The sequence below is a fragment of the Rhizobium sp. CECT 9324 genome, assembly GCF_918741265.1.
In the GTDB taxonomy this organism is placed as follows: Bacteria; Pseudomonadota; Alphaproteobacteria; order Rhizobiales; family Rhizobiaceae; genus Allorhizobium.
Genome location: NZ_CAKKMZ010000001.1, coordinates 1,460,690 through 1,479,332, shown reverse-complemented (window position 1 = coordinate 1,479,332; position 18,643 = coordinate 1,460,690). Strand labels below are relative to the sequence as shown.

General features: G+C 61.6%; 21 protein-coding genes. 15 read left to right on the top strand and 6 right to left on the bottom strand.

Annotation, left to right across the window (positions count from 1 at the left end):
- Positions 1-19 precede the first annotated feature (19 nt).
- Complete coding sequence (locus LQ231_RS07220; RefSeq protein WP_113140526.1) at positions 20-583, top strand: biotin transporter BioY; 564 nt, start codon at positions 20-22, stop codon at positions 581-583.
- A gap of 54 nt (positions 584-637) precedes the next feature.
- Entirely contained in the window at positions 638-1,522 is an 885-nt protein-coding gene (locus tag LQ231_RS07215; protein WP_230170826.1) for an aminoglycoside phosphotransferase family protein, read from the top strand.
- Here the strand turns inward: LQ231_RS07215 and LQ231_RS07210 are convergent.
- Positions 1,519-1,920 carry a thioesterase family protein gene (locus LQ231_RS07210; RefSeq protein ID WP_230170825.1) on the bottom strand — a complete coding sequence of 134 codons (402 nt, stop codon included), beginning with the start codon at positions 1,918-1,920 and terminating at the stop codon, positions 1,519-1,521. The two genes, LQ231_RS07215 and LQ231_RS07210, sit on opposite strands and share 4 nt — an antisense overlap.
- A 190-nt stretch (positions 1,921-2,110) precedes the next feature.
- Here LQ231_RS07210 and LQ231_RS07205 point away from each other — a divergent pair, with 190 nt between their 5' ends.
- Positions 2,111-3,046: a histone deacetylase family protein gene (locus tag LQ231_RS07205; protein WP_230170824.1), complete on the top strand. Its 936-nt coding sequence runs from the start codon at positions 2,111-2,113 to the stop codon at positions 3,044-3,046.
- 2 nt (positions 3,047-3,048) lie between these two features.
- Entirely contained in the window at positions 3,049-3,303 is a 255-nt protein-coding gene (locus tag LQ231_RS07200) for an exodeoxyribonuclease VII small subunit (RefSeq protein ID WP_007605460.1), read from the top strand.
- 53 nt (positions 3,304-3,356) lie between these two features.
- Here the strand turns inward: LQ231_RS07200 and LQ231_RS07195 are convergent, their stop codons facing one another.
- Both LQ231_RS07195 and LQ231_RS07190 read right to left on the bottom strand, forming a co-directional pair.
- On the bottom strand, positions 3,357-3,707 hold the full coding sequence (locus tag LQ231_RS07195; protein WP_230170823.1) for a hypothetical protein: 351 nt from the start codon (positions 3,705-3,707) through the stop codon (positions 3,357-3,359).
- Positions 3,704-4,033, bottom strand: coding sequence for a DUF6516 family protein (locus tag LQ231_RS07190; protein WP_356635312.1), 330 nt, complete (start codon positions 4,031-4,033; stop codon positions 3,704-3,706). The genes LQ231_RS07195 and LQ231_RS07190 overlap by 4 nt, the downstream gene beginning before the upstream one ends.
- Positions 4,034-4,156: 123 nt before the next feature.
- Here LQ231_RS07190 and LQ231_RS07185 point away from each other — a divergent pair, with 123 nt between their 5' ends.
- The 6 genes from LQ231_RS07185 to LQ231_RS07160 all read left to right on the top strand — a co-directional run bounded on the left by LQ231_RS07185 (position 4,157) and on the right by LQ231_RS07160 (position 9,634).
- Positions 4,157-5,083: a pirin family protein gene (locus tag LQ231_RS07185; protein ID WP_230170822.1), complete on the top strand. Its 927-nt coding sequence runs from the start codon at positions 4,157-4,159 to the stop codon at positions 5,081-5,083.
- A 91-nt stretch (positions 5,084-5,174) separates the two neighbouring features.
- On the top strand, positions 5,175-7,094 hold the full coding sequence (dxs, locus tag LQ231_RS07180) for a 1-deoxy-D-xylulose-5-phosphate synthase (protein ID WP_230170821.1): 1,920 nt from the start codon (positions 5,175-5,177) through the stop codon (positions 7,092-7,094).
- Between the two features lie 102 nt (positions 7,095-7,196).
- Positions 7,197-7,505, top strand: a complete 309-nt coding sequence (locus LQ231_RS07175) for a DUF1778 domain-containing protein (RefSeq protein ID WP_113140520.1) — start codon at positions 7,197-7,199, stop codon at positions 7,503-7,505.
- The gene (locus tag LQ231_RS07170) at positions 7,502-8,065 is read left to right on the top strand and encodes a GNAT family N-acetyltransferase (protein WP_230170820.1); all 564 of its coding nucleotides are present in this window, start codon (positions 7,502-7,504) and stop codon (positions 8,063-8,065) included. Before LQ231_RS07175 ends, LQ231_RS07170 begins: the two co-directional genes overlap by 4 nt.
- 45 nt (positions 8,066-8,110) lie before the next feature.
- Positions 8,111-9,283, top strand: a complete 1,173-nt coding sequence (locus tag LQ231_RS07165; RefSeq protein WP_230170819.1) for an MFS transporter — start codon at positions 8,111-8,113, stop codon at positions 9,281-9,283.
- A gap of 9 nt (positions 9,284-9,292) precedes the next feature.
- The gene (locus tag LQ231_RS07160) at positions 9,293-9,634 is read left to right on the top strand and encodes a YkgJ family cysteine cluster protein (protein WP_230170818.1); all 342 of its coding nucleotides are present in this window, start codon (positions 9,293-9,295) and stop codon (positions 9,632-9,634) included.
- A gap of 6 nt (positions 9,635-9,640) precedes the next feature.
- Here LQ231_RS07160 and LQ231_RS07155 read toward each other — a convergent pair whose 3' ends face one another.
- Positions 9,641-9,958: a hypothetical protein gene (locus LQ231_RS07155; protein WP_230170817.1), complete on the bottom strand. Its 318-nt coding sequence runs from the start codon at positions 9,956-9,958 to the stop codon at positions 9,641-9,643.
- A 194-nt stretch (positions 9,959-10,152) separates the two neighbouring features.
- Here LQ231_RS07155 and LQ231_RS07150 point away from each other — a divergent pair, with 194 nt between their 5' ends.
- From LQ231_RS07150 to LQ231_RS07140, 3 genes are all read left to right on the top strand, one after another.
- Positions 10,153-10,755: a superoxide dismutase gene (locus LQ231_RS07150; protein ID WP_007597963.1), complete on the top strand. Its 603-nt coding sequence runs from the start codon at positions 10,153-10,155 to the stop codon at positions 10,753-10,755.
- A gap of 171 nt (positions 10,756-10,926) precedes the next feature.
- Positions 10,927-11,268: a DUF883 family protein gene (locus LQ231_RS07145; protein WP_113140515.1), complete on the top strand. Its 342-nt coding sequence runs from the start codon at positions 10,927-10,929 to the stop codon at positions 11,266-11,268.
- Between the two features lie 11 nt (positions 11,269-11,279).
- Positions 11,280-11,525, top strand: a complete 246-nt coding sequence (locus LQ231_RS07140; RefSeq protein WP_113140514.1) for a DUF2188 domain-containing protein — start codon at positions 11,280-11,282, stop codon at positions 11,523-11,525.
- Positions 11,526-11,612: 87 nt separating this feature from the next.
- On the opposite strand, the gene LQ231_RS07135 is transcribed toward LQ231_RS07140, so the two are convergent.
- Positions 11,613-13,613 carry a methyl-accepting chemotaxis protein gene (locus tag LQ231_RS07135; protein ID WP_230170816.1) on the bottom strand — a complete coding sequence of 667 codons (2,001 nt, stop codon included), beginning with the start codon at positions 13,611-13,613 and terminating at the stop codon, positions 11,613-11,615.
- Between the two features lie 367 nt (positions 13,614-13,980).
- Positions 13,981-15,900: a methyl-accepting chemotaxis protein gene (locus LQ231_RS07130; RefSeq protein ID WP_230170815.1), complete on the bottom strand. Its 1,920-nt coding sequence runs from the start codon at positions 15,898-15,900 to the stop codon at positions 13,981-13,983.
- A 556-nt stretch (positions 15,901-16,456) separates the two neighbouring features.
- Between LQ231_RS07130 and LQ231_RS07125 the strand changes: the two genes are divergently transcribed.
- Both LQ231_RS07125 and LQ231_RS07120 read left to right on the top strand, forming a co-directional pair.
- Positions 16,457-17,260: a TlyA family RNA methyltransferase gene (locus tag LQ231_RS07125; protein WP_113140511.1), complete on the top strand. Its 804-nt coding sequence runs from the start codon at positions 16,457-16,459 to the stop codon at positions 17,258-17,260.
- The gene (locus LQ231_RS07120; RefSeq protein ID WP_230170814.1) at positions 17,257-18,507 is read left to right on the top strand and encodes a class I SAM-dependent RNA methyltransferase; all 1,251 of its coding nucleotides are present in this window, start codon (positions 17,257-17,259) and stop codon (positions 18,505-18,507) included. Before LQ231_RS07125 ends, LQ231_RS07120 begins: the two co-directional genes overlap by 4 nt.
- The last annotated feature ends 136 nt before the right edge of the window (positions 18,508-18,643 follow it).

Here is an 18,643-nt window from a genome sequence, read left to right as displayed (position 1 = left end):
GGTTTTTCAGGAGGATGTCATGAAGACACGCGACCTCGTACTCATCGCCTTGTTTGCCGCCATCATCGTCGCGCTCGGCGCCGTGCCGCCGATCACGCTCGGCTTCATTCCGGTACCGATCACCGCGCAGTCGCTTGGCGTCATGCTGGCCGGCGTGGTTCTCGGCGCCAAACGCGGTGTTCTTGCGGTGGCGCTGGTCATCCTGCTTGTTGCGATCGGCCTGCCGGTGCTGTCGGGCGGACGCGGTGGCCTGGGTGTCTTTGCCGGCCCGACCGTCGGCTTCCTGATCGGCTGGCTGCCGGCCGCCTATGTTACCGGCCGGATCGCCGAAGGTTTTGCCGGTTATACGTTCGCCGCAACCAAACAGACGCTCGGCTTCATCGCGGCGGCCGCCATCGGCGGGGTTGTCGTGCTCTATCTCTTCGGCATCGGCTATCTTGCCTTCGGCGCCGGTCTCGGCTTCGAAAAGGCCTTCTACGGCTCGCTCGCCTTCATCCCCGGCGACCTTTTGAAGGCCGTCGTGGCAGGCCTTGCCGGACGCGCCGTGATGGTCGGTTATCCGATCCTGCAGCGGAGCGCCTGATCAGACGGGCCAGAATGCCCGTGCTACGGCATCGGCACAGATGGAGCGCTTGTATTGAGTGACCGGCTGGACATTAGCGAGCCCTTGGTGCGCGCACTGATCGCCGAGCAGTTTCCACATTGGGCGGCACTGCCGGTTCGCAAGGTGGTGCCCGGCGGCTGGGACAACCAGACATTCCGGCTCGGCGAGACGATGTCGGTGCGGCTGCCCAGTGCGCAACGCTATGCGGCGCAGGGGGCGAAGGAACAACGGATCCTTCCCGTGCTGGCGCCGCAGCTTTCTCTGCCGATCCCGACCCCGCTGGCACGGGGACAGCCTTCGTCACATTATCCCTTCCCCTTCGGCGTTTATGGCTGGATCGCCGGCGAACCGGCCATGACGGCAGCGATTACGGAGATGGCCGGATTTGCCGACAACCTTGCCGGCTTCCTGCAATCGCTGCATCGCGCCGAGACGGCGGGCGGCCCCGTGGCGGGCCCGCACAGTTTCCACCGCGGCGGCGACCTGGACATCTACAGCGCCGAGACTGTCGCGGCGATTGCCGAACTTTCCGACGAAATCGATGGCGATGGCGCGACAGCGATCTGGGATGAAGCCCTTTCAAGCCGCTGGGAGCGGCCACCGGTCTGGGTTCACGGCGACATCGCGCCGGGCAATCTGTTGGTGGCGGACGGAGAACTTGTTGCCGTGATCGACTTCGGTACGTCCGCCATCGGCGATCCTGCCTGCGATCTGGTCATTGCCTGGACCTTCCTCGATGGCGAGGCAAGAACACGATTTCACACCGCCCTGCCACTTGATGCCGCGACATGGCAGCGTGCAAGAGGCTGGGCTCTATGGAAGGCGCTGGTCACAACGGTCGACATGCGCCGCAACGGTTCACCGGCACTTAACGACCAGCGTCGGCTTCTGACGCTTATCCTGGATGTGGCTCTCTAACGCAGATAGCGATAGAGCCAGTCGCGCGTGTCTTCCGGAAGCGCCACCGGTTCGTTGGTGTCGGGATCGCGGGCCGTCCAGATCACGTCGACCTCGGCCGCCGCCTGGCCGTTCTTGTCGAACATCACCTCGAAACCGAGCGACTTGCCGCCGATCTTGTCGATCTTGACGGTCAGGGTAACCTTGTCTTCGAAACGCAAGGGGAAAAAAAGCCGCAGTTCGAGCTTGGAGACGGCAAAATGCGGCTCGTCCTCGAGCGGCGGGCGATAGCGCCAGAAATGCGTCAGGGCGGCCTCGGCATGGGTCACATAGGCGGCCGCCTGCATCTCGCCGGACATGCCAATGTCGCGATAGGGAATGGTGAGTTGGCTCACCTCGACCCGTTCGATCTCATTCATGAATAAGGCCTGTCTTTCCATGGCTTTGGCGCATTTAACGGCATTGACTAAAAGATAACAAGGCCGACCGCCAACCGTCGCAAAACAGGGTAAACCTCCAAACGGATGCCGAATACGGTAAAAACGTCGTCTTGCGGTGGAAGATCACGCGCTTGCGCGTTATGTACTGCGGCGATCGAGGAAATATGCCATGACCACACATCTTTATGAGAACCCGCTGTTTCTCGAGCACAATACGCCGCCCGGCCACCCGGAGCGCGCCGACCGGCTGCGCTCGCTGAACATCGCCCTGGAGCATCCGAATTTCGAACGGCTGGTGCGGATCGAAGCGAAGCAGGCCAACGAGGATGCGGTGACGCTGGCGCATCCGGAGGAGCATCTGTTCGCCGTGATGCGACAGATCCCCGAGGAAGAGGGCGAGATCAACCAGATCGAGGCCGATACCTATGCCTCGCCGAAAAGCCTGCAGGTGGCGCTGACCGCGATCGGCGGCGCTCTTTCGGCGGTCGATGACGTGATGACGGGCAAGGCCGACAACGCCTTTGTCGCCGGGCGGCCGCCGGGGCATCATGCCGAGAAGAGCAAGGCGATGGGGTTCTGCCTGTTCAATACGGTGGCGATTGCCGCGCGCCACGCGCAAAAAGTCTATGGCGTCGAACGTGTCGCGATCGTCGACTGGGACGTGCATCACGGCAATGGCACGCAGGACATCTTCTGGGATGACCCGTCCGTGCTGTTCTGCTCGACACACCAGATGCCGCTTTATCCCGGCACCGGCGCCAAGGACGAGACGGGCATCAAGAACAACATCGTCAATGCACCGCTCTCGCCGAATGTCGGCTCCGACCATTTTCGCGAAGCGTTCAAATCACGCGTGCTGACGGCGCTCAATGATTTTTCGCCCGACCTGATCCTGATCTCGGCCGGCTTCGACGCCCATCACCGCGATCCACTGGCGCAGATCAACCTGGTCGGCGAGGATTTCGACTGGGCGACCGGACGCCTGCTCGAAGTTGCCGATCGCTTTGCCAAGAACCGGGTCGTCAGCCTGCTGGAAGGCGGCTATGATCTCGAGGGGCTCGCCGAATCGGCTGGCCTGCATATCGCTAGACTGATGAAGGGTTGAGTATGTCCGACACCGCCGCCCCCGCCGACCTGACCGGCTATTCCTTCGAAAAGGCCGTGGCCGAGCTCGAAAGCATCGTGGCGCGGCTGGAACGCGGCGATGTGGCGCTGGACGAATCCATCGCCATCTACGAACGCGGCGAACTGCTGAAGAAACATTGCGAGACGCTGCTCTCGGCCGCCGAAAACCGCATCGAGAAGATCCGCCTCGACCGCGCTGGCAAGCCGGCCGGCGTGGAACCGCTCGACGGGCAGTGAGCTTATCTCACGGCTCCTGCTGAAGCCGACAACCATTGCCCAAACTTATGTTCTCACAGCGCAATCACTGTGCGAATTTCATCGTATCCCGCAGTCAGCGCCAGCCCGTCACGATTGATCAGACCGGCCGCGGTCAAAATCTCGACGTCCTCATGCACCCGGCGGTAGTCGCGCTTGAGGCTACGGGCCAAGGCTGCAACGCTATCCTGGGGATGACGGTGAAGATACCGCAACAACTCAAGGCGCTTGCCCGTCATGGTTCGGGCAAAGGCCTCCCAGTCGACGAAGGTCAGGTGCTCTTCCGAAACCGGATCTCCCGCCTCGGCGCGATGCCATGCGTCGATAAAACGACTAGCAGCCTGGTCGAAGGAGCCGCCGACGTGGATATTGATATCCTTGCTCATATTGTTTCACCTCTGGCCAGTTCGACATCGCTTCTGAAGTCTGTGAGCAATCGCTCCACGGAGACAAATCGGTATGCCTCCTCACGTGGTCCATAATGTCTATGATCACCTTTACCGCGCTCGTTATCGTACAAGACGATGCGCTCGCCGGGCCGACCATAGAACAGCGAGTATTTCATGAAATGCCGCGATGGCGGGACAGGCATAGGAACCCGCCAGACGGTCATCTCGAGAATGGCCCCATCGTTGTAGATGATACGTTCACGAAAGAGCAGCTCGGCCTCCATATCGACAATATGGCATTCAACGCCATAGGCGTCAATCAATCGTAGACACCGCAAGTTCCCCGAAAATTGAACGCTGCGTCACAGCTTCCGTCGGCGCAGCGCACTGTGCGTGGCCTCAATCCCGGATTACAGTGGCGCCACGAAAAACCGGAGACCGCACCCATGTCCTTCTTCCCCGGCAATGACCCCGTGCCCGGCGATGCGTTTGCCTGCGATGCGATCGAGCATCTGATCATCCCGCGCTCCAGCGATATCGGCAATTTTTCGGTGCGGCGGGCGCTGCCTTCGGCCAAGCGGCGGCTGGTCGGACCGTTCATTTTCTTCGATCGCATGGGTCCGGCCGTGCTGAAGGCGGGCGATGCGATGGATGTCAGGCCGCATCCGCATATCGGACTGTCGACAGTAACCTATCTGTTCGACGGCGAGATCAAACATCGTGACAGCCTCGGCACCGAACTGGTGATCGCGCCCGGCGACATCAACCTGATGACGGCCGGCCGTGGCATCGTGCATTCGGAGCGCACGCCGGAAAACCTGCGCGGCCACCCTCTGTCGATTTCCGGCCTGCAGACATGGCTGGCGCTGCCGGAGCGGATCGAGGAGATCGATCCGGCCTTTGCCCATACGGCAAAGACCGAGTTGCCTCTGTTTGACGCGGGCGGTGCGTCCGGGCGCGTGGTGATCGGTTCGATGGGCGGCATAACGTCGCCGGTCAAATCGTTTTCCGAGACACTCTATGTGGACCTGACCCTGAAGCCGCATGCCCGTTTCCCCTTCGATGCGACGCAGGAAGAGCGGGCGCTCTATGTGCTTGAAGGCGAAATCGAGATCGCCGGCGACCGGTTTGCCGCCGATCAGTTGCTGGTTTTCCGGGCCGGAGACGCGATCACGCTGATCGGTGGCGCCCAGGGCTGTCACGTCATGCTGTTCGGAGGTGCTGCGATGGATTCGCAGAAATTCATCTGGTGGAATTTCGTTTCCTCGTCGAAGGAACGCATCGAACAGGCCAAGGAGGAGTGGAGAACCGGCCGCTTCGATATCGTTCCTGGCGACGAAGAGGAGTTTGTGCCTTTGCCGGAAGGGCGTTGATGTCTATATAAGGACTTGATGCCAGCGATTTGCCCTCTTCTTGCGGGAATGATATCGCGCATCCAACGACGACTAGAAGAGGCATGAGCCCGTGACATCCCTGCCCGACACACCCCTTCTCGACACGGTCAAGCTGCCTGCCGATTTGCGGACCATCGATGATCGTGATCTGCCGCAACTCGCCCGCGAGCTGCGCGACGAGATGATCGACGCCGTCTCCAAGACCGGTGGCCACCTGGGTGCGGGCCTTGGCGTGGTCGAGCTGACCATCGCCATCCACAAGGTGTTCAACACGCCGGACGACCGGCTGATCTTCGATGTCGGGCATCAGTGTTATCCGCACAAGATCCTCACCGGTCGTCGCGACCGTATCCGCACGCTGCGCCAGGAAGACGGGCTTTCCGGCTTCACCAAGCGCGCCGAGAGCGAATACGATCCCTTTGGCGCTGCGCATTCGTCCACCTCGATTTCCGCCGGCCTCGGCATGGCGGTGGCGGCGGAGCTCTCCAAGTCCGACCGCAAGGTGATCGCCGTGATCGGCGATGGCGCAATGTCGGCCGGCATGGCCTATGAGGCGCTGAACAATGCCGGCGCGCTCGATGCCCGGCTGATCGTCATTCTCAACGACAACGACATGTCGATCGCGCCGCCGACCGGGGCAATGAGTGCCTATCTGGCACGTCTCGCCTCGGGCCGCACCTATATGGGCATCCGCGATATCGGCAAGAAGCTGACGGCCTATCTCGGCAAGAATATCGACCGGGCTATCACCCGCGCCGTCGAGCATGCGCGCGGCTATGTGACCGGCGGCACCATGTTCGAAGAGATGGGCTTCTATCACATCGGACCAATCGACGGGCATTCCTTCGAGCATCTGCTGCCGGTTCTGCGCAATGTGCGCGACAACCAGCAGGGACCCGTTCTGATCCATGTGGTGACGCAGAAGGGCAAGGGCTATGCGCCGGCGGAAGCCGCCGCCGACAAATATCACGGGGTCAACAAGTTCGACGTGATCACCGGCACCCAGGCAAAAGCCAAGCCGAATGCGCCGAGCTATACCGCCGTGTTCGGCGATGCGCTGGTTCAGGAGGCAACGCTTGACGAGAAGATCGTCGGCATTACCGCAGCCATGCCGTCGGGCACCGGCCTCGACAAACTGCAGGAACTCTTCCCGAAGCGCACTTTCGATGTCGGCATCGCCGAACAGCATGCCGTGACCTTTGCTGCAGGCCTCGCATCCGAAGGTTTCAAGCCGTTCTGTGCGCTCTATTCGACCTTCCTGCAGCGCGGCTATGACCAGGTCGTGCATGACGTGGCGATCCAGGGCCTGCCGGTGCGTTTCCCGATCGACCGTGCCGGCTTCGTTGGCGCCGACGGGCCGACCCATGCCGGTTCGTTCGACACCGGCTTCCTCGCCTCCCTGCCCGGTTTCGTCGTCATGGCAGCCGCGGACGAGGCGGAACTGAAACACATGGTGCGCACGGCCGCGGCTTACGACGACGGCCCGATCTCGTTCCGCTACCCGCGCGGCGAAGGTGTCGGCGTTGCCCTGCCGGAACGCGGCGAAATCCTTGAGATCGGCAAAGGCCGGATCGTCAAGGAAGGTACCAAGGTGGCGCTTTTGTCCTTCGGTACACGTCTGGCCGACTGCCTGCTGGCCGCCGAGGATCTCGACGCGGCGGGCCTGTCGACGACGGTTGCTGACGCGCGTTTTGCCAAGCCGCTCGATGTCGACCTGATCCGACGTCTCGCCCGCGACCATGCGGTGCTGGTCACCGTCGAGGAGGGCGCCGTCGGCGGCTTCGGTAGCCAGGTCGTGCATCTTCTGGTCAATGAAGGCCTGCTCGACGGCGGTCTCAAGATGCGTTCGCTGGTCCTGCCGGACTACTGGATGGACCAGGCCAAGCCTGAGGTGATGTATGCCAAGGCCGGCCTCGATGCCGCCGGAATTCTCAAGACCGTGTTTGCCGCACTCGGCGAAAGCCATGCCGGGGTGAATGCGGCGGGGTAATCTCCGTGATGGCCTGTTGCTGGCACCGACGATCAGCAGACATTGAAGCGTACGCCGGTTCGGCGTACAATATGTGCTTTCACTCTATCGGAGGCGGCAGCCATGGGCGCAGGCAAGGACAGTATCGACACGACGACTGAGCGTGCCAGCGAACGGATGAATTTCCGCACCAAGCCGCATATCAAAAAAGCGATCCAACGCGCGGCAGCGCTGCGCGGCCTTGATGACTCGGTCTTCACCATGAACGCTGCCTATGCTTCAGCGCTGGAAACCATTGAAGCGCATGATCGCACGCGACTGGCGCCACTGGATCACGCAGTGTTTTTCGAAGCCCTGGACGAAGTGCCGGCCCCGACGGCGGCTTTGCGCGCGGCTTTCGACAGCTATCAGAAACGTGTCACTGCAAAATGAGCAGACGGGCGCCTCACACGGTTGCCATAGAGCCACTGGATCCGGCACGGCACGATCGCGACGGGTTTTCCTGTGGTGTCGCTGCGGTTGACAACTATTTCAGAAAGACGGCCAACAAACTTTCAAAAGCCGGCAATACCCGTGTCTTTGTCATGGTCTCGCAAGATAGCGATGTGATCGGCTTCTACGCGCTCAATGCGCATGCTGTCGATTATCAGGATCTTCCAGCGCGTTTCTCCAAGACGCGGCCATCGAACGGATCGATCCCCGCAGCCTTTATCTCGATGATCGGGGTCGATAGACGTCATGCAGGACAAGGATATGGTGGCGACCTGCTGATCGACGCCCTTTTGCGCGTCATGCATGCAGCCGAGAGGATCGGCATTTCTGTCGTCATTCTCGATGTTCTCGACGATGGAAATGCCGACCTTGTCGAGCGCCGGAGTGCGCTTTACATCCGCTATGGCTTCCAGCCGCTGCCATCGAATCCCCGTCGATTATACCTGCCGGTCGCCACGATAAAGTTGCTCCTGCTGGACTTCCCAGCCCTGTCCCGATAGAGGAAGCCAAGATAAGCGGGTGCTGAACAGCGCCAGGAGGTCCCCATGCACAGTGTGACGACAGCGGAGGACTTCGCGCCCGACTGGGCCGCGATCGGCGTCGTCATCCTGGGGGTTACTGCCTTTGCCGTCGGCCAGGGACTGACTTATCCGCTGATTGCGCTGATCCTCGAAAGCCGTGGCGTGTCTTCGACGATGTCCGGACTGAACGCATCGGTGTTTGCGCTCGGGCTTGCCTCCTCGACATTGATGATCGGCACCCTGACGCGCAGGATGCGCGGCGACCGGCTGATCATCGCCGCCCTGTGCGGCGTCTCGGTGGCGCTTGCGACCTTTTCCGCTTTCGACCAGATGTGGGTCTGGTTTGCCGCACGTTTCCTGCTCGGGTTCTGCACCAGCATCATCTACACGGTGAGCGAAGCCTGGCTGAACACGGCCTGTCCCGACCGGATACGCGGGCGGGTGTCCGGGGCCTATAGCGCCGGCATGTGTGCGGGTTTTGCCGCCGGACCGCTTGCCATCCCGCTGATCGGCATCGAAGGTGGCTTCGCCTTTGCGCTGACGGCTGCCTATGTCGCGCTTGTCGCCTTCGCCTCGGTCATGCTCGGACGCTACGCCAAGACCAAGCCGGAAGCGTCGCAGGCGGGCGGACTCGTGACCTTCGTCAAGCTTGCGCCGATCCTGACGCTGATGGTGCTTGCCTTCGGTTTTTCGGACATCGCCGCGATCTCGATGATCCCGCTCTATTTCGTCGAGCGTGGCTATTCGACCAATTTCGCCGCCTTCGTCGTCACCATGGTCGCCCTGCCGACGGCGATCGCGCAGCCGTTCGTCGGCTGGCTGCTCGACCGCGTGTCGCGGCCGGTGGTGGCGGTCTCCGGTTCGCTGATTGCCGCACTCGCCTTCCTGGCCCTGCCGCTGATGACATCGCAGGCAGGCCTGCTCATTGCCGTCTCCATTCTCGGGGCCGCCAGCTTCTCACTTTATACCGCCAGCCTGACGCTGCTGGGGGAGCGCTTCCGTGGCGGGCTTCTGGTGTCGGGCGCTGCCGTCTTTGCCCTGTCCTATGCGATCGGCAGCGCCTTCGGCTCGGGCGCCACGGGGGCCAGCATGGATCTCGTCTCGGTTGATGCCGGGCCGGTGTTTACCGGTCTTTTGATGCTGGTCTTCACCTTCGTTTTTGCGGTCAACCTGCTGCGCATCCGGCAGCGGAACTGAGGCGGGCTGATGCTGGAAACTTCGCCCCCGGAGATCTTCGACTGTCAAAGCTGCGGTGCCTGCTGCGCCTATTCGGCAGACTGGCCGCGCTTTTCGCTCGAAAGCGACGAGGAGCTTGCCGCCATTCCCGAGGCGATGATCGCCAAGGACGAAAGCGGGATGAAGTTCGAGAACGGCCGCTGCTCGGCGCTGACCGGCGAAGTCGGCAAACATGTCGGCTGCTCGGTCTATATGGTCCGGCCGCATGTCTGCCGGACCTGCATGCCGGGCGACGAGGAATGCAAGATCGCCCGGGCCGAATTCGGCTTCAGCCTGAACGGGCTGCCGGAGCCGGAGGTCTACTTCAAATAAGGCCTGTCAGGGGATGGTGACGCCGAGCTTGTCGGCAGGCAATTCGCTGCCGATCTGGGCTGTCTTGTCCTGCTTGTTGTAGACGCAAAGATAGCTGACCCTGGCGTCCGCACCGGCAGCCTTGCCGTTCAGGATCGCCACGCCATAACTCTCGGTGCCGAAGGGATCGACGACAATCGACGGCGTTTCAAGACTGCCTTTGGCAGCCTCGAGGCACTTGGTGGAGACGTCCTTGGCGAAGTCCGCCCAGGCGGTGTCGGATGAAGCATAAGCCGTGGCGGATGTTGCAAAAGCCATTGCGAAAACAAGCGTGAAGCGTGACATTTCATATTCCTTCGGATGAAAACTCGAGCCGTATGACTCCGGCTAAACCATTGCCGCAAAACATGGCAAGGCCGAGACAAATCTTTCCGATCGCGTACCGATTTTAGGTGATCAGCGGTTGCCTCACCCCTGTTCCGCACCTATGTTCCCGTCACCTGCCAAAACGCAATCTTTTGCCAAGAGGAGATACCACCATGGCCTTCGAATTGCCCGCCCTTCCCTATGCCTACGACTCGCTCGGCCCGTTCATGTCGGCTGAAACTCTCGAGTTTCACCACGACAAGCACCATCAGGCCTATGTTACCAACGGCAACAACCTGCTGAAGGATTCGGGCCTCGAAGGCCTGTCGCTGGAAGAGGTCGTCAAGCAGTCCTATGGCAAGAATGCCGGCCTGTTCAACAATGCCGGCCAGCACTACAACCACATCCACTTCTGGAACTGGATGAAGAAGGACGGCGGCGGCAAGACCCTGCCTGGCAAGCTGCAGGCCGCAATCGACAGCGACCTTGGTGGCTATGACAAGTTCAAGGCCGATTTCATCGCCGCTGGCACGACGCAGTTCGGCTCCGGCTGGGCCTGGCTCTCGGTCAAGGACGGCAAGCTGGAAATCTCCAAGACCCCGAATGGCGAGAACCCACTGGTTCACGGTGCCTCGCCGATCCTCGGCGTCGACGTCTGGGAACATTCCTACTACATCGACTACCGCAACGCCCGTCCGAAGTATCTCGAAGCCTTCGTCGACAGCCTGATCAACTGGGATTACGTGCTGGAAATGTACGAAGCTGCCTCGAAGTAATTCGGCAGACTTTTGTTCTGACAGAAAAGCCCGGCGCGGAAACGTGTCGGGCTTTTCTGTGTCTTTCCCAGATCTCCATGTCTTTCCCAGATCGGCGGTCGCGGCGATGGAACAATTTCACGGTGCTGGCGTTTGTCTCTCGAAGTCAGAAACAACGTGAAAGGATCCACCGTGGCCACGAATTCAGCCCTTCAGGCAGAACTGCGCGAACTGCGCGATCAGATGAGCGAACTCCAGGACGTCATTGCACAGCAGGCAAGCCGCAAGGGTATCGACCTGCGCAACAAGGCGTCGGATGTCGCGCAGACCGCAGCGCAGAGCGCGACCCGGACGGCCAGCGCCGTTGTCGATTACGCCCGTGATGGCGCAGACAGCGTTGCCGGTGTCGTGCGACGCCATCCGACCGCGACCTCGACCGCCCTGCTCACCATCGGCATTATCGGTGGCCTCATCGGTTATCTGGTCGCCACCTCCACGCCGGCGCCGCGCGACAGCCGCTGGTCGTGGCACTGAGGAACGTCGGCATGGCCAAGGTAACGTACCACGTCGTCGCGCATGACGAAGGCTATGCCTATCGGCTGGGCGCGGTCTATTCCGAGGCCTTTGCGACACATGCCGAAGCCGTACGTGCCGCACGGCACGCGGCCGGTGCACAGCAATTGGCCGATGGCGATGCCGAGATCAGCTGGCAGGATGAGGCCGGCAACTGGCATCACGAGCATGCCGATGGCGCCGACCGGCCGCAGACGGATGTCGTTGACGACGTCTAGTCGGTCACATCTGGTCCAATGACAAAAGACCCGGCCGCTTGCGCGCCGGGTCTTTTCGCGTTGTGACAGAGCGAGATGGTTGCCAGATCAGAATTCCGACCATTCCTGTTCCGACTTTGCCGGGGCTGCGGCACCACCGAAGGCGCGACCGAGCTTGCTGGCCAGAGCCCTGGCCGGCGATGGCGCTGCGGAATGCGACACCGATGCAACCTGAGGCGTGCCTTTGCGAGCTGCCGGTGCTGCCGTGGGTGTAGCGGTGGACTGGCGCAAGGCGGCGGCCGACTGTCGTGCAGCCACATGCTGCCCCTGGCCCAATCGGAACTGGGCAAGCAGCGTATTCAACGAACCTGCCTCTGCGGCCAGCGAATGCGAGGCTGCCGTCTGCTGTTCGACCATGGCGGCGTTCTGCTGGGTGCCCTGATCCATGGCGTTGACGGCAGTGTTGATTTCCTGCAGGCCGGTCGACTGTTCGCGGGCCGCCGTCACGATCGCATTGACGTGCTGGCTGATTTCCTGAACGGCCGCGACAATCTTTTCCAGCTCGATACCGGTTTCGCCGACCAGAGACACGCCGTTGCTGACATGGTTGGTGGAATTGGAGATCAGGCCCTTGATCTCCTTGGCCGCATTGGCCGAGCGCTGGGCCAGTTCACGAACTTCCTGGGCAACCACGGCAAAGCCCTTGCCGGCTTCGCCAGCACGGGCCGCCTCGACGCCGGCATTCAGTGCCAGCAGATTGGTCTGGAAGGCAATGTCCTCGATGACGCCGATGATGTTGCCGATCGCCCCGGACGACTTCTCGATTTCGGTCATCGCCTGGACCGCATTGCGGACGACAGTGCCGGAGCGCTCGGCGCCGGTACGGGTACGCGCCACCAGCTCACCGACATTCTCGGCGCGCCTTGCGGTATCCTTGACCGTGGTCGTCACCTGTTCCAGGGCGGCGGCGGTTTGCTCGACGGAGGCTGCCTGCTGCTCCGTGCGGCGGGAGAGATCATCGGCCGAAGCGCGGATCTCGGCTGCACCGGCATTGATCGCCTGGGCATTGGCACCGACCGAATTCAGGGCGGCCTGAAGCTTGTCGAGCGAGTCGTTGAAATTGCCGCGCAGGCTGTCGAGGCGCGCGGCAAAAGGCTTGTCCAGCCGGAAGACGACATCGCCATTGGCCAGCGCCGAGAGGCCTTCGGCCAGTTGCCCCATGGCAAACCCAACTTCCTCGGCCTCGCGGGCCTTTTCGGCTTCACTCTTCTGCCGTTCCGTTTCCGCCTGCTGGCGCATCGACTGGCGCTCCTCGGCCATGCGGGCACTTTCGATCGCCGCATCCTTGAAGACCAGAACGGCCTTGGCCATTTTGCCAACCTCGTCGCCGCGATCGACGGCCGGAACGTCGATGGCGTGGTTGCCGGCAGCAAGGCTGGTCATGGCTTCCGTCATGCCGGTGATCGGCGTGACGATCGATCGGGCGAGAAGATAGATGAGGCCAATGGCAAAGACGCCGGCGACCGCCGCGCCAAGGAACAGGGCAAGCTCAAGCTGACGATGGGCGGCTTCGAGCGCGTCACGGGTCTTCGCCGTGCGGGCGGCAAGCGACGCCTTGATATCGGCTGCGGCCTGACGGAACTGGTCCAACTGACCGCCGCTCGATTTGTGGCCGATTGCGACGATCTCGGCCAGCGGTGCATCGCCCTTGGCCGCAAGGATCTGCGGATCCACAACTTCGCTGGCATAACTGTCGGCCGACATGCGCATCGCGTCGAGCGAACGCAAGATATCCGGTTCACCGGCAGCCATTGTCTTGGCCGCGTCGATCGCCGTGTTCAGCGCCTGACGTTCTGCCGTGACCGCGCCAAGCGTGCTGTCGCTGCGCATGAGCAGGAAGCCGCGCTGGTTGACCGCCTGTTCGAGCATCGCCGCCACCGACGCGTCGACGAGACTGCCGATATGCTGCGAGCGATCCTGGTCGCGTGCGGCGAGCTTTGCGCCATAGGCCTGCAGCAAAACCACCAGCGAAGCGATGAAGCAGCCCGTCATGATGGCGCAGAACGTCAAAATGAGTTTCTTGCTCAATGATAGATTTTTCAATGACATAGTGACGACTTTCCGACCCCGTGGGAGAGGGGCACAGGCGACACAAAACGTGCGCCAGCAATGCGGGTCCATGATCCGATCCGGGCGTGCGCGACCATCATGACGCGCGTCAGGGACCGCCGGTTCTGTTCGATCGGCCGGATAGTTGCCCAAACCACTTTACAAGGCGTTACCGCTCCGGCTCCGACTTGACGACTGTCAAGGCTGGCTGGGGACAAACTGCAAAAGTCCCAGATCCTGCGTCAGGTTGGTGGTTTTGAAACGCAACCCGAACGGTCGGACCTTCGTCAAGCGTCACAGGGCGAAACGCAAATCGCCCCCGGATACCGGGGGCGATCGCATATAAAAGCAACCGTCGTGGGTGCGATCAGAACTCGCTCCACTCTTCCTTGACAGCCAGGTTGCCCTGGACGGCAGGCCCGCGACGGACCGGCGCCGACGGTGCCCGAACAGCCGTTGAAGACGCGTAGCCGCGATCGGCCATGGCCGGCGCCGCCGAGGCCTGTCCCGCCAGCTTGAACTGACCGACGAGACTGCGCAGACGTCCGGCTTCCTGGGCCAATGTGGCAGATGCGGCCGTCGATTGCTCGACCATGGCGGCATTCTGCTGGGTGGTCTGATCCATTTGGTTGACGGCTGTGTTGACCTCGGCCAGGCCCGTCGACTGCTCGCGGGCGGAGGTGGCGATAGCATCCATCAGGTGATTGATCTGCGAGACATAATCGCCGATCGCCTTCAGCGCGACGCCGGTGTCGCGCACCAGCTTGACGCCGTTGTCGACCTCGGCCGAGGAGTTCTGGATCAGACCCTTGATTTCCTTGGCGGCATTGGCCGAGCGCTGGGCGAGTTCGCGGACTTCCTGGGCAACGACGGCAAACCCCTTGCCCGCCTCACCCGCTCGGGCCGCTTCAACGCCCGCATTCAGGGCAAGCAGGTTGGTCTGGAAGGCGATCTCGTCGATGACGCCGATAATGTTGGCGATCTGGCTGGAAGCCTGTTCGATACGCTGCATGGCATCGACCGCGTTGGACACCACTTCCGCAGACTTCGTCGTGTTTTCATTGGCCAGGATGGCGACCGAGCGGGCCTCCTCCGTGCGCTTGGACGAATTCGACACGTTGACGGTAATCTGGTCCAGGGCTGCGGCTGTCTCTTCCAAGGCAGCAGCCTGCTGTTCGGTGCGCTTCGATAGGTCATTTGCGCCCGAGGCGATTTCGCGGGTGCCGTTGTCGATGCTGCCGGTCGTTTCCGCAACTGAGCTCATCGTCTGCGCAAGCTGCGTGACCGAGGCATTGAAATCGTCGCGCAGGCCTTCGAAATCCTCCGACACGGCCTCGGTTATCTTGTAGGTCAGATCGCCGGAAGCCAGCTTCTTCAGGCCAATGGCGAGCGCGCTCGTGGCCTGCAGGAGCTTGCGTCGCGCATCTTCCTCTGCCTGCTTCTGCAGAATGACGCGCTGTTCCTCGGCGCTCTTGCGCTGGAATTCGGCGTCTGCCGTCAGGCGATTGTTCTCGATCGCCGCCTGCCGGAAGACCTCGACGGCGCCGGCCATGGCGCCGATCTCATCCGCACGTCCGGAGAAAGGAATGGCATCATCGACATTGCCGCCGGCCAGTTTGCGCATCGCGTCGGTGATCCGCTCGATCGGCCTGGCGACGCCGGCAAGAGCGTAGAAAATGGCGGTGATCAGCAGGATCGCGAGAACGCCGATGGCCGCATAGGTCTGGATTAGGGCGGAATCGAAGGCGGCTTCGCCGGCGCGGACCGAGTCGTCCGCCCCCTGAACATTGATCGCAACGAGTTCGTCGATCGTCTTGGAGACCGGCTCCATCAGCGCCCGCATCTCGTTGAGAACCTCGCCCGCCTCGGCATTCTTGTTGACCCGCGACAGGACGAGCATGTCCTCGCCGCGCTTTTCATAGGCAATCACGCCATCCCTGATGGCCGCGAGTTTCTGGCGTTCGACTTCCGAAGAGATCAGCGGCTCATAATGCTTGATGGCTTCGATAACAGTGGCCGAATGGGACTCCACCGCCTTGTCTGCGGCAGCGATCGCCTCAGCCGTCAATGACGTGATATGGTTGAGATAAGCAATGCGAAGTCCGAAGACCTCGGCCTGGATCTCCTTGACGGTCTTGACGCTCGGCAGCCAGTTGCGTGCGATGTTTTCCGAAGATGTATTGACCGTGTTCAGGGCACTGACCGACAGCCAGGCGAAAACGGATGAAACAAGGGCGATCAGCGTGAAGATCGCAATCAAAGAAGCCTTGATGCTCAGACGGGACATGTCTTGCCTTCCCTCAATATGTCGTGTGGCGACGGCAGGTTTCGCGTTCACATTGCTTCATCATGAGGGCCGTGACGGTGAAGCCCGTGGTCATCGCGAGCCATGGAACAATTTAGATGGGCTATATTTAATTTTCTCTAAAATACTAAGATCGGGCTGCTAAAAATCGCATAGCTATCCGTAAGCTATTGTTAACTAAGACCGGATGAGGAAGGCCATCAACGGGGCGACGACAGCAGGAAGCGAAGCTTTAAAGCGGGGCCAGAAACGCCGAAGCCCTCCGGGCCCGAAACCGGAGGGCTTCTGCTTGTCTGCGGTCCGGGAGGAGGAGGTATCCGCAGCCTAGATAGAGCACGAAAGCCGCGGGCGGATGGAGGAGATCCGGCTTTGCAGGCTCAGATAAACATTAGCTGACTTTTATTAATTAAAAGCTAATTAACCAGAAGTCCGCATTTTTGACAAGTATCAAGCACCGGCAGGGCATAAATGCGGCAGCCGCTGGCGTGCGCGGCACAAAAGACTTGCGCCGAAGGCCCTCTCGGATCATTGACGGGACATGACAGATCTTCCAGAGCCCCAACGCCTCGACCAGTTGCTGGTCGCCCTCGACCTTTTTGCCAGCCGCTCGCGCGCGCGCGACGCCATCCAGCGCGGAACCGTCAAGGTCGACGGCCGGGTGGTGAGCAAACCGAGCCTGGTGTTTGCCGCCACGCATACCTTCACCATCGACGATCCGGCACAGGACTATGTCTCGCGCGCGGCGCTGAAACTGGTTGCCGGTCTCGATCATTTCGGCCTGTCGCCCGAGGGCTGCGACTGCCTCGATGTCGGCGCCTCGACCGGCGGCTTCACCGAAGTGCTGCTGAAGCGCGGGGCCGCCCATGTGACCTCCGTGGATGTCGGACACGACCAGTTTCATCCGCGCCTGGCGTCCGATCCGCGTGTGACCAATATCGAGGGCCTTAACGCCCGCTACATGGAGCCGGACGATATCGACGACCGGCCGATCGATTTCATCGTCTCGGATGTCTCGTTCATCTCACTCAAGCTGGCCCTGGTGCCAGCGCTCGATCTTGCCGAGCCGGGGGCTTACTGCCTGCTCCTGGTCAAGCCGCAGTTCGAAGCCGGTCGCGACGCGATCAGCAAGGCCGGGCTGCTGAAGGAACCTGAAACGGCGCCTCTGGTGGCAGCCGAGCTCGAACGCTGGCTGACCGAAGACATGGGCTGGACCAGCCTTGGAATGATCCCCTCCCCCATCGCCGGCGGCGACGGCAATGTGGAGTTTTTGCTCGCCGGCCAAAAGCCGCTCGACGACGCTGATGAAGACGCAGATGACGAAACGGGCGAGGACGCCGAATGAGCGCCGAGACCGTGACCATATTGAGCCTCGGCGCCAAGGGCGACGGCGTCGCGCATGACGAAAACGGACCGATCTTCGTGCCTTTCGCCCTGCCCGGCGAAACCGTGTCGATTGCGCGGGTCAAGGGTGAAGGCACGATCATGTCCTTCGCCACGACCTCGCCAGACCGGATCGAACCGGTGTGCAAACATTTCGGCCCCGACGGCGTCGGCGGCACCTGCGGCGGCTGTTCGATGCAGCATCTGGCAAAACCCGCCTATAATGCCTTCAAGCGACAGATCCTGATTGCGGCGCTGAAATCGAAGGGCATCGAAGCGCCGGTCGCTGACATGGTCGAAGCACATGCCCATCAGCGGCGCCGGATCGTGTTTACCGTGCGCCGGCGTGAAAAGGATCTGGTCATCGGCATCAACCAGGCCGAGACGCATCATGTCGTGCCGATCGAGGAATGTCCCATCGCGTCGAACGGGATCATTTCCCGACTCGACGCTCTGAAGGTCATCGCCAGAGCTGCGGGATCGGACGCCTTCCGGATGACCGTGACCGAAACGCTGACCGGCCTCGACATTTCCCTCGACGGCTTGCGTGGTGGGCTTGGCGATCGCGAACGCCGCGCCGTCAGCGACGCGGTGATCAAGCTGCGCGGCATTGCCCGCGTGTCTGCAAATGGCGAAATCGTCATCGAGCCGGTCAAGCCGATGCTGGATTTCGGCGGCGCACGCGTCTCGCTGCCGCCGGGTGGTTTTACCCAGGCGACGTTCGAGGCCGAGGAAACGATGGCCGAGATCGCGATCACCCATATCGGCAAGGCCAAACGCGTCGCGGACCTGTTTGCCGGGATCGGCACATTCGGCCTGCGCATTGCCCGCAAGGCGCAGGTGCATGCGGTCGAGGGCGACGAGAAGGCGATCAAGGCACTGGATCACGGTGCCCGCAATACACAGGGCCTGAAGACCTTCAGCGTTGAACGGCGCGACCTGTTCCGCCGGCCGCTGATGACCTCGGAATTCAAGCATTTCGATGCCGTCGTCTTCGACCCGCCGCGCGCCGGCGCCGAAGCCCAATGCGCCGAGCTGGCAAGATCGCAGGTGAAAAAGGTCGTGGCGATCAGCTGCAATCCGCTGACGCTGGCCCGCGACCTGTCAATCCTGATTGCCGGCGGCTACAGGATCGACCAAGTGACACCGATCGACCAGTTCCTCTGGTCGCCGCATGTGGAAGCCGTCGTGACGCTGTCGAAGGGCTGAACTGCGGTTCAGCGTCCGTCAATCGCCAGATTTTTCGATACACGCAGATACTTCTTTTGCGTGTATTTTGGTTGCTTGCGCAATTACTGATTTCATCCGATGATTGTATCGCTCTTCGAGCACAATCCAGGGAGCC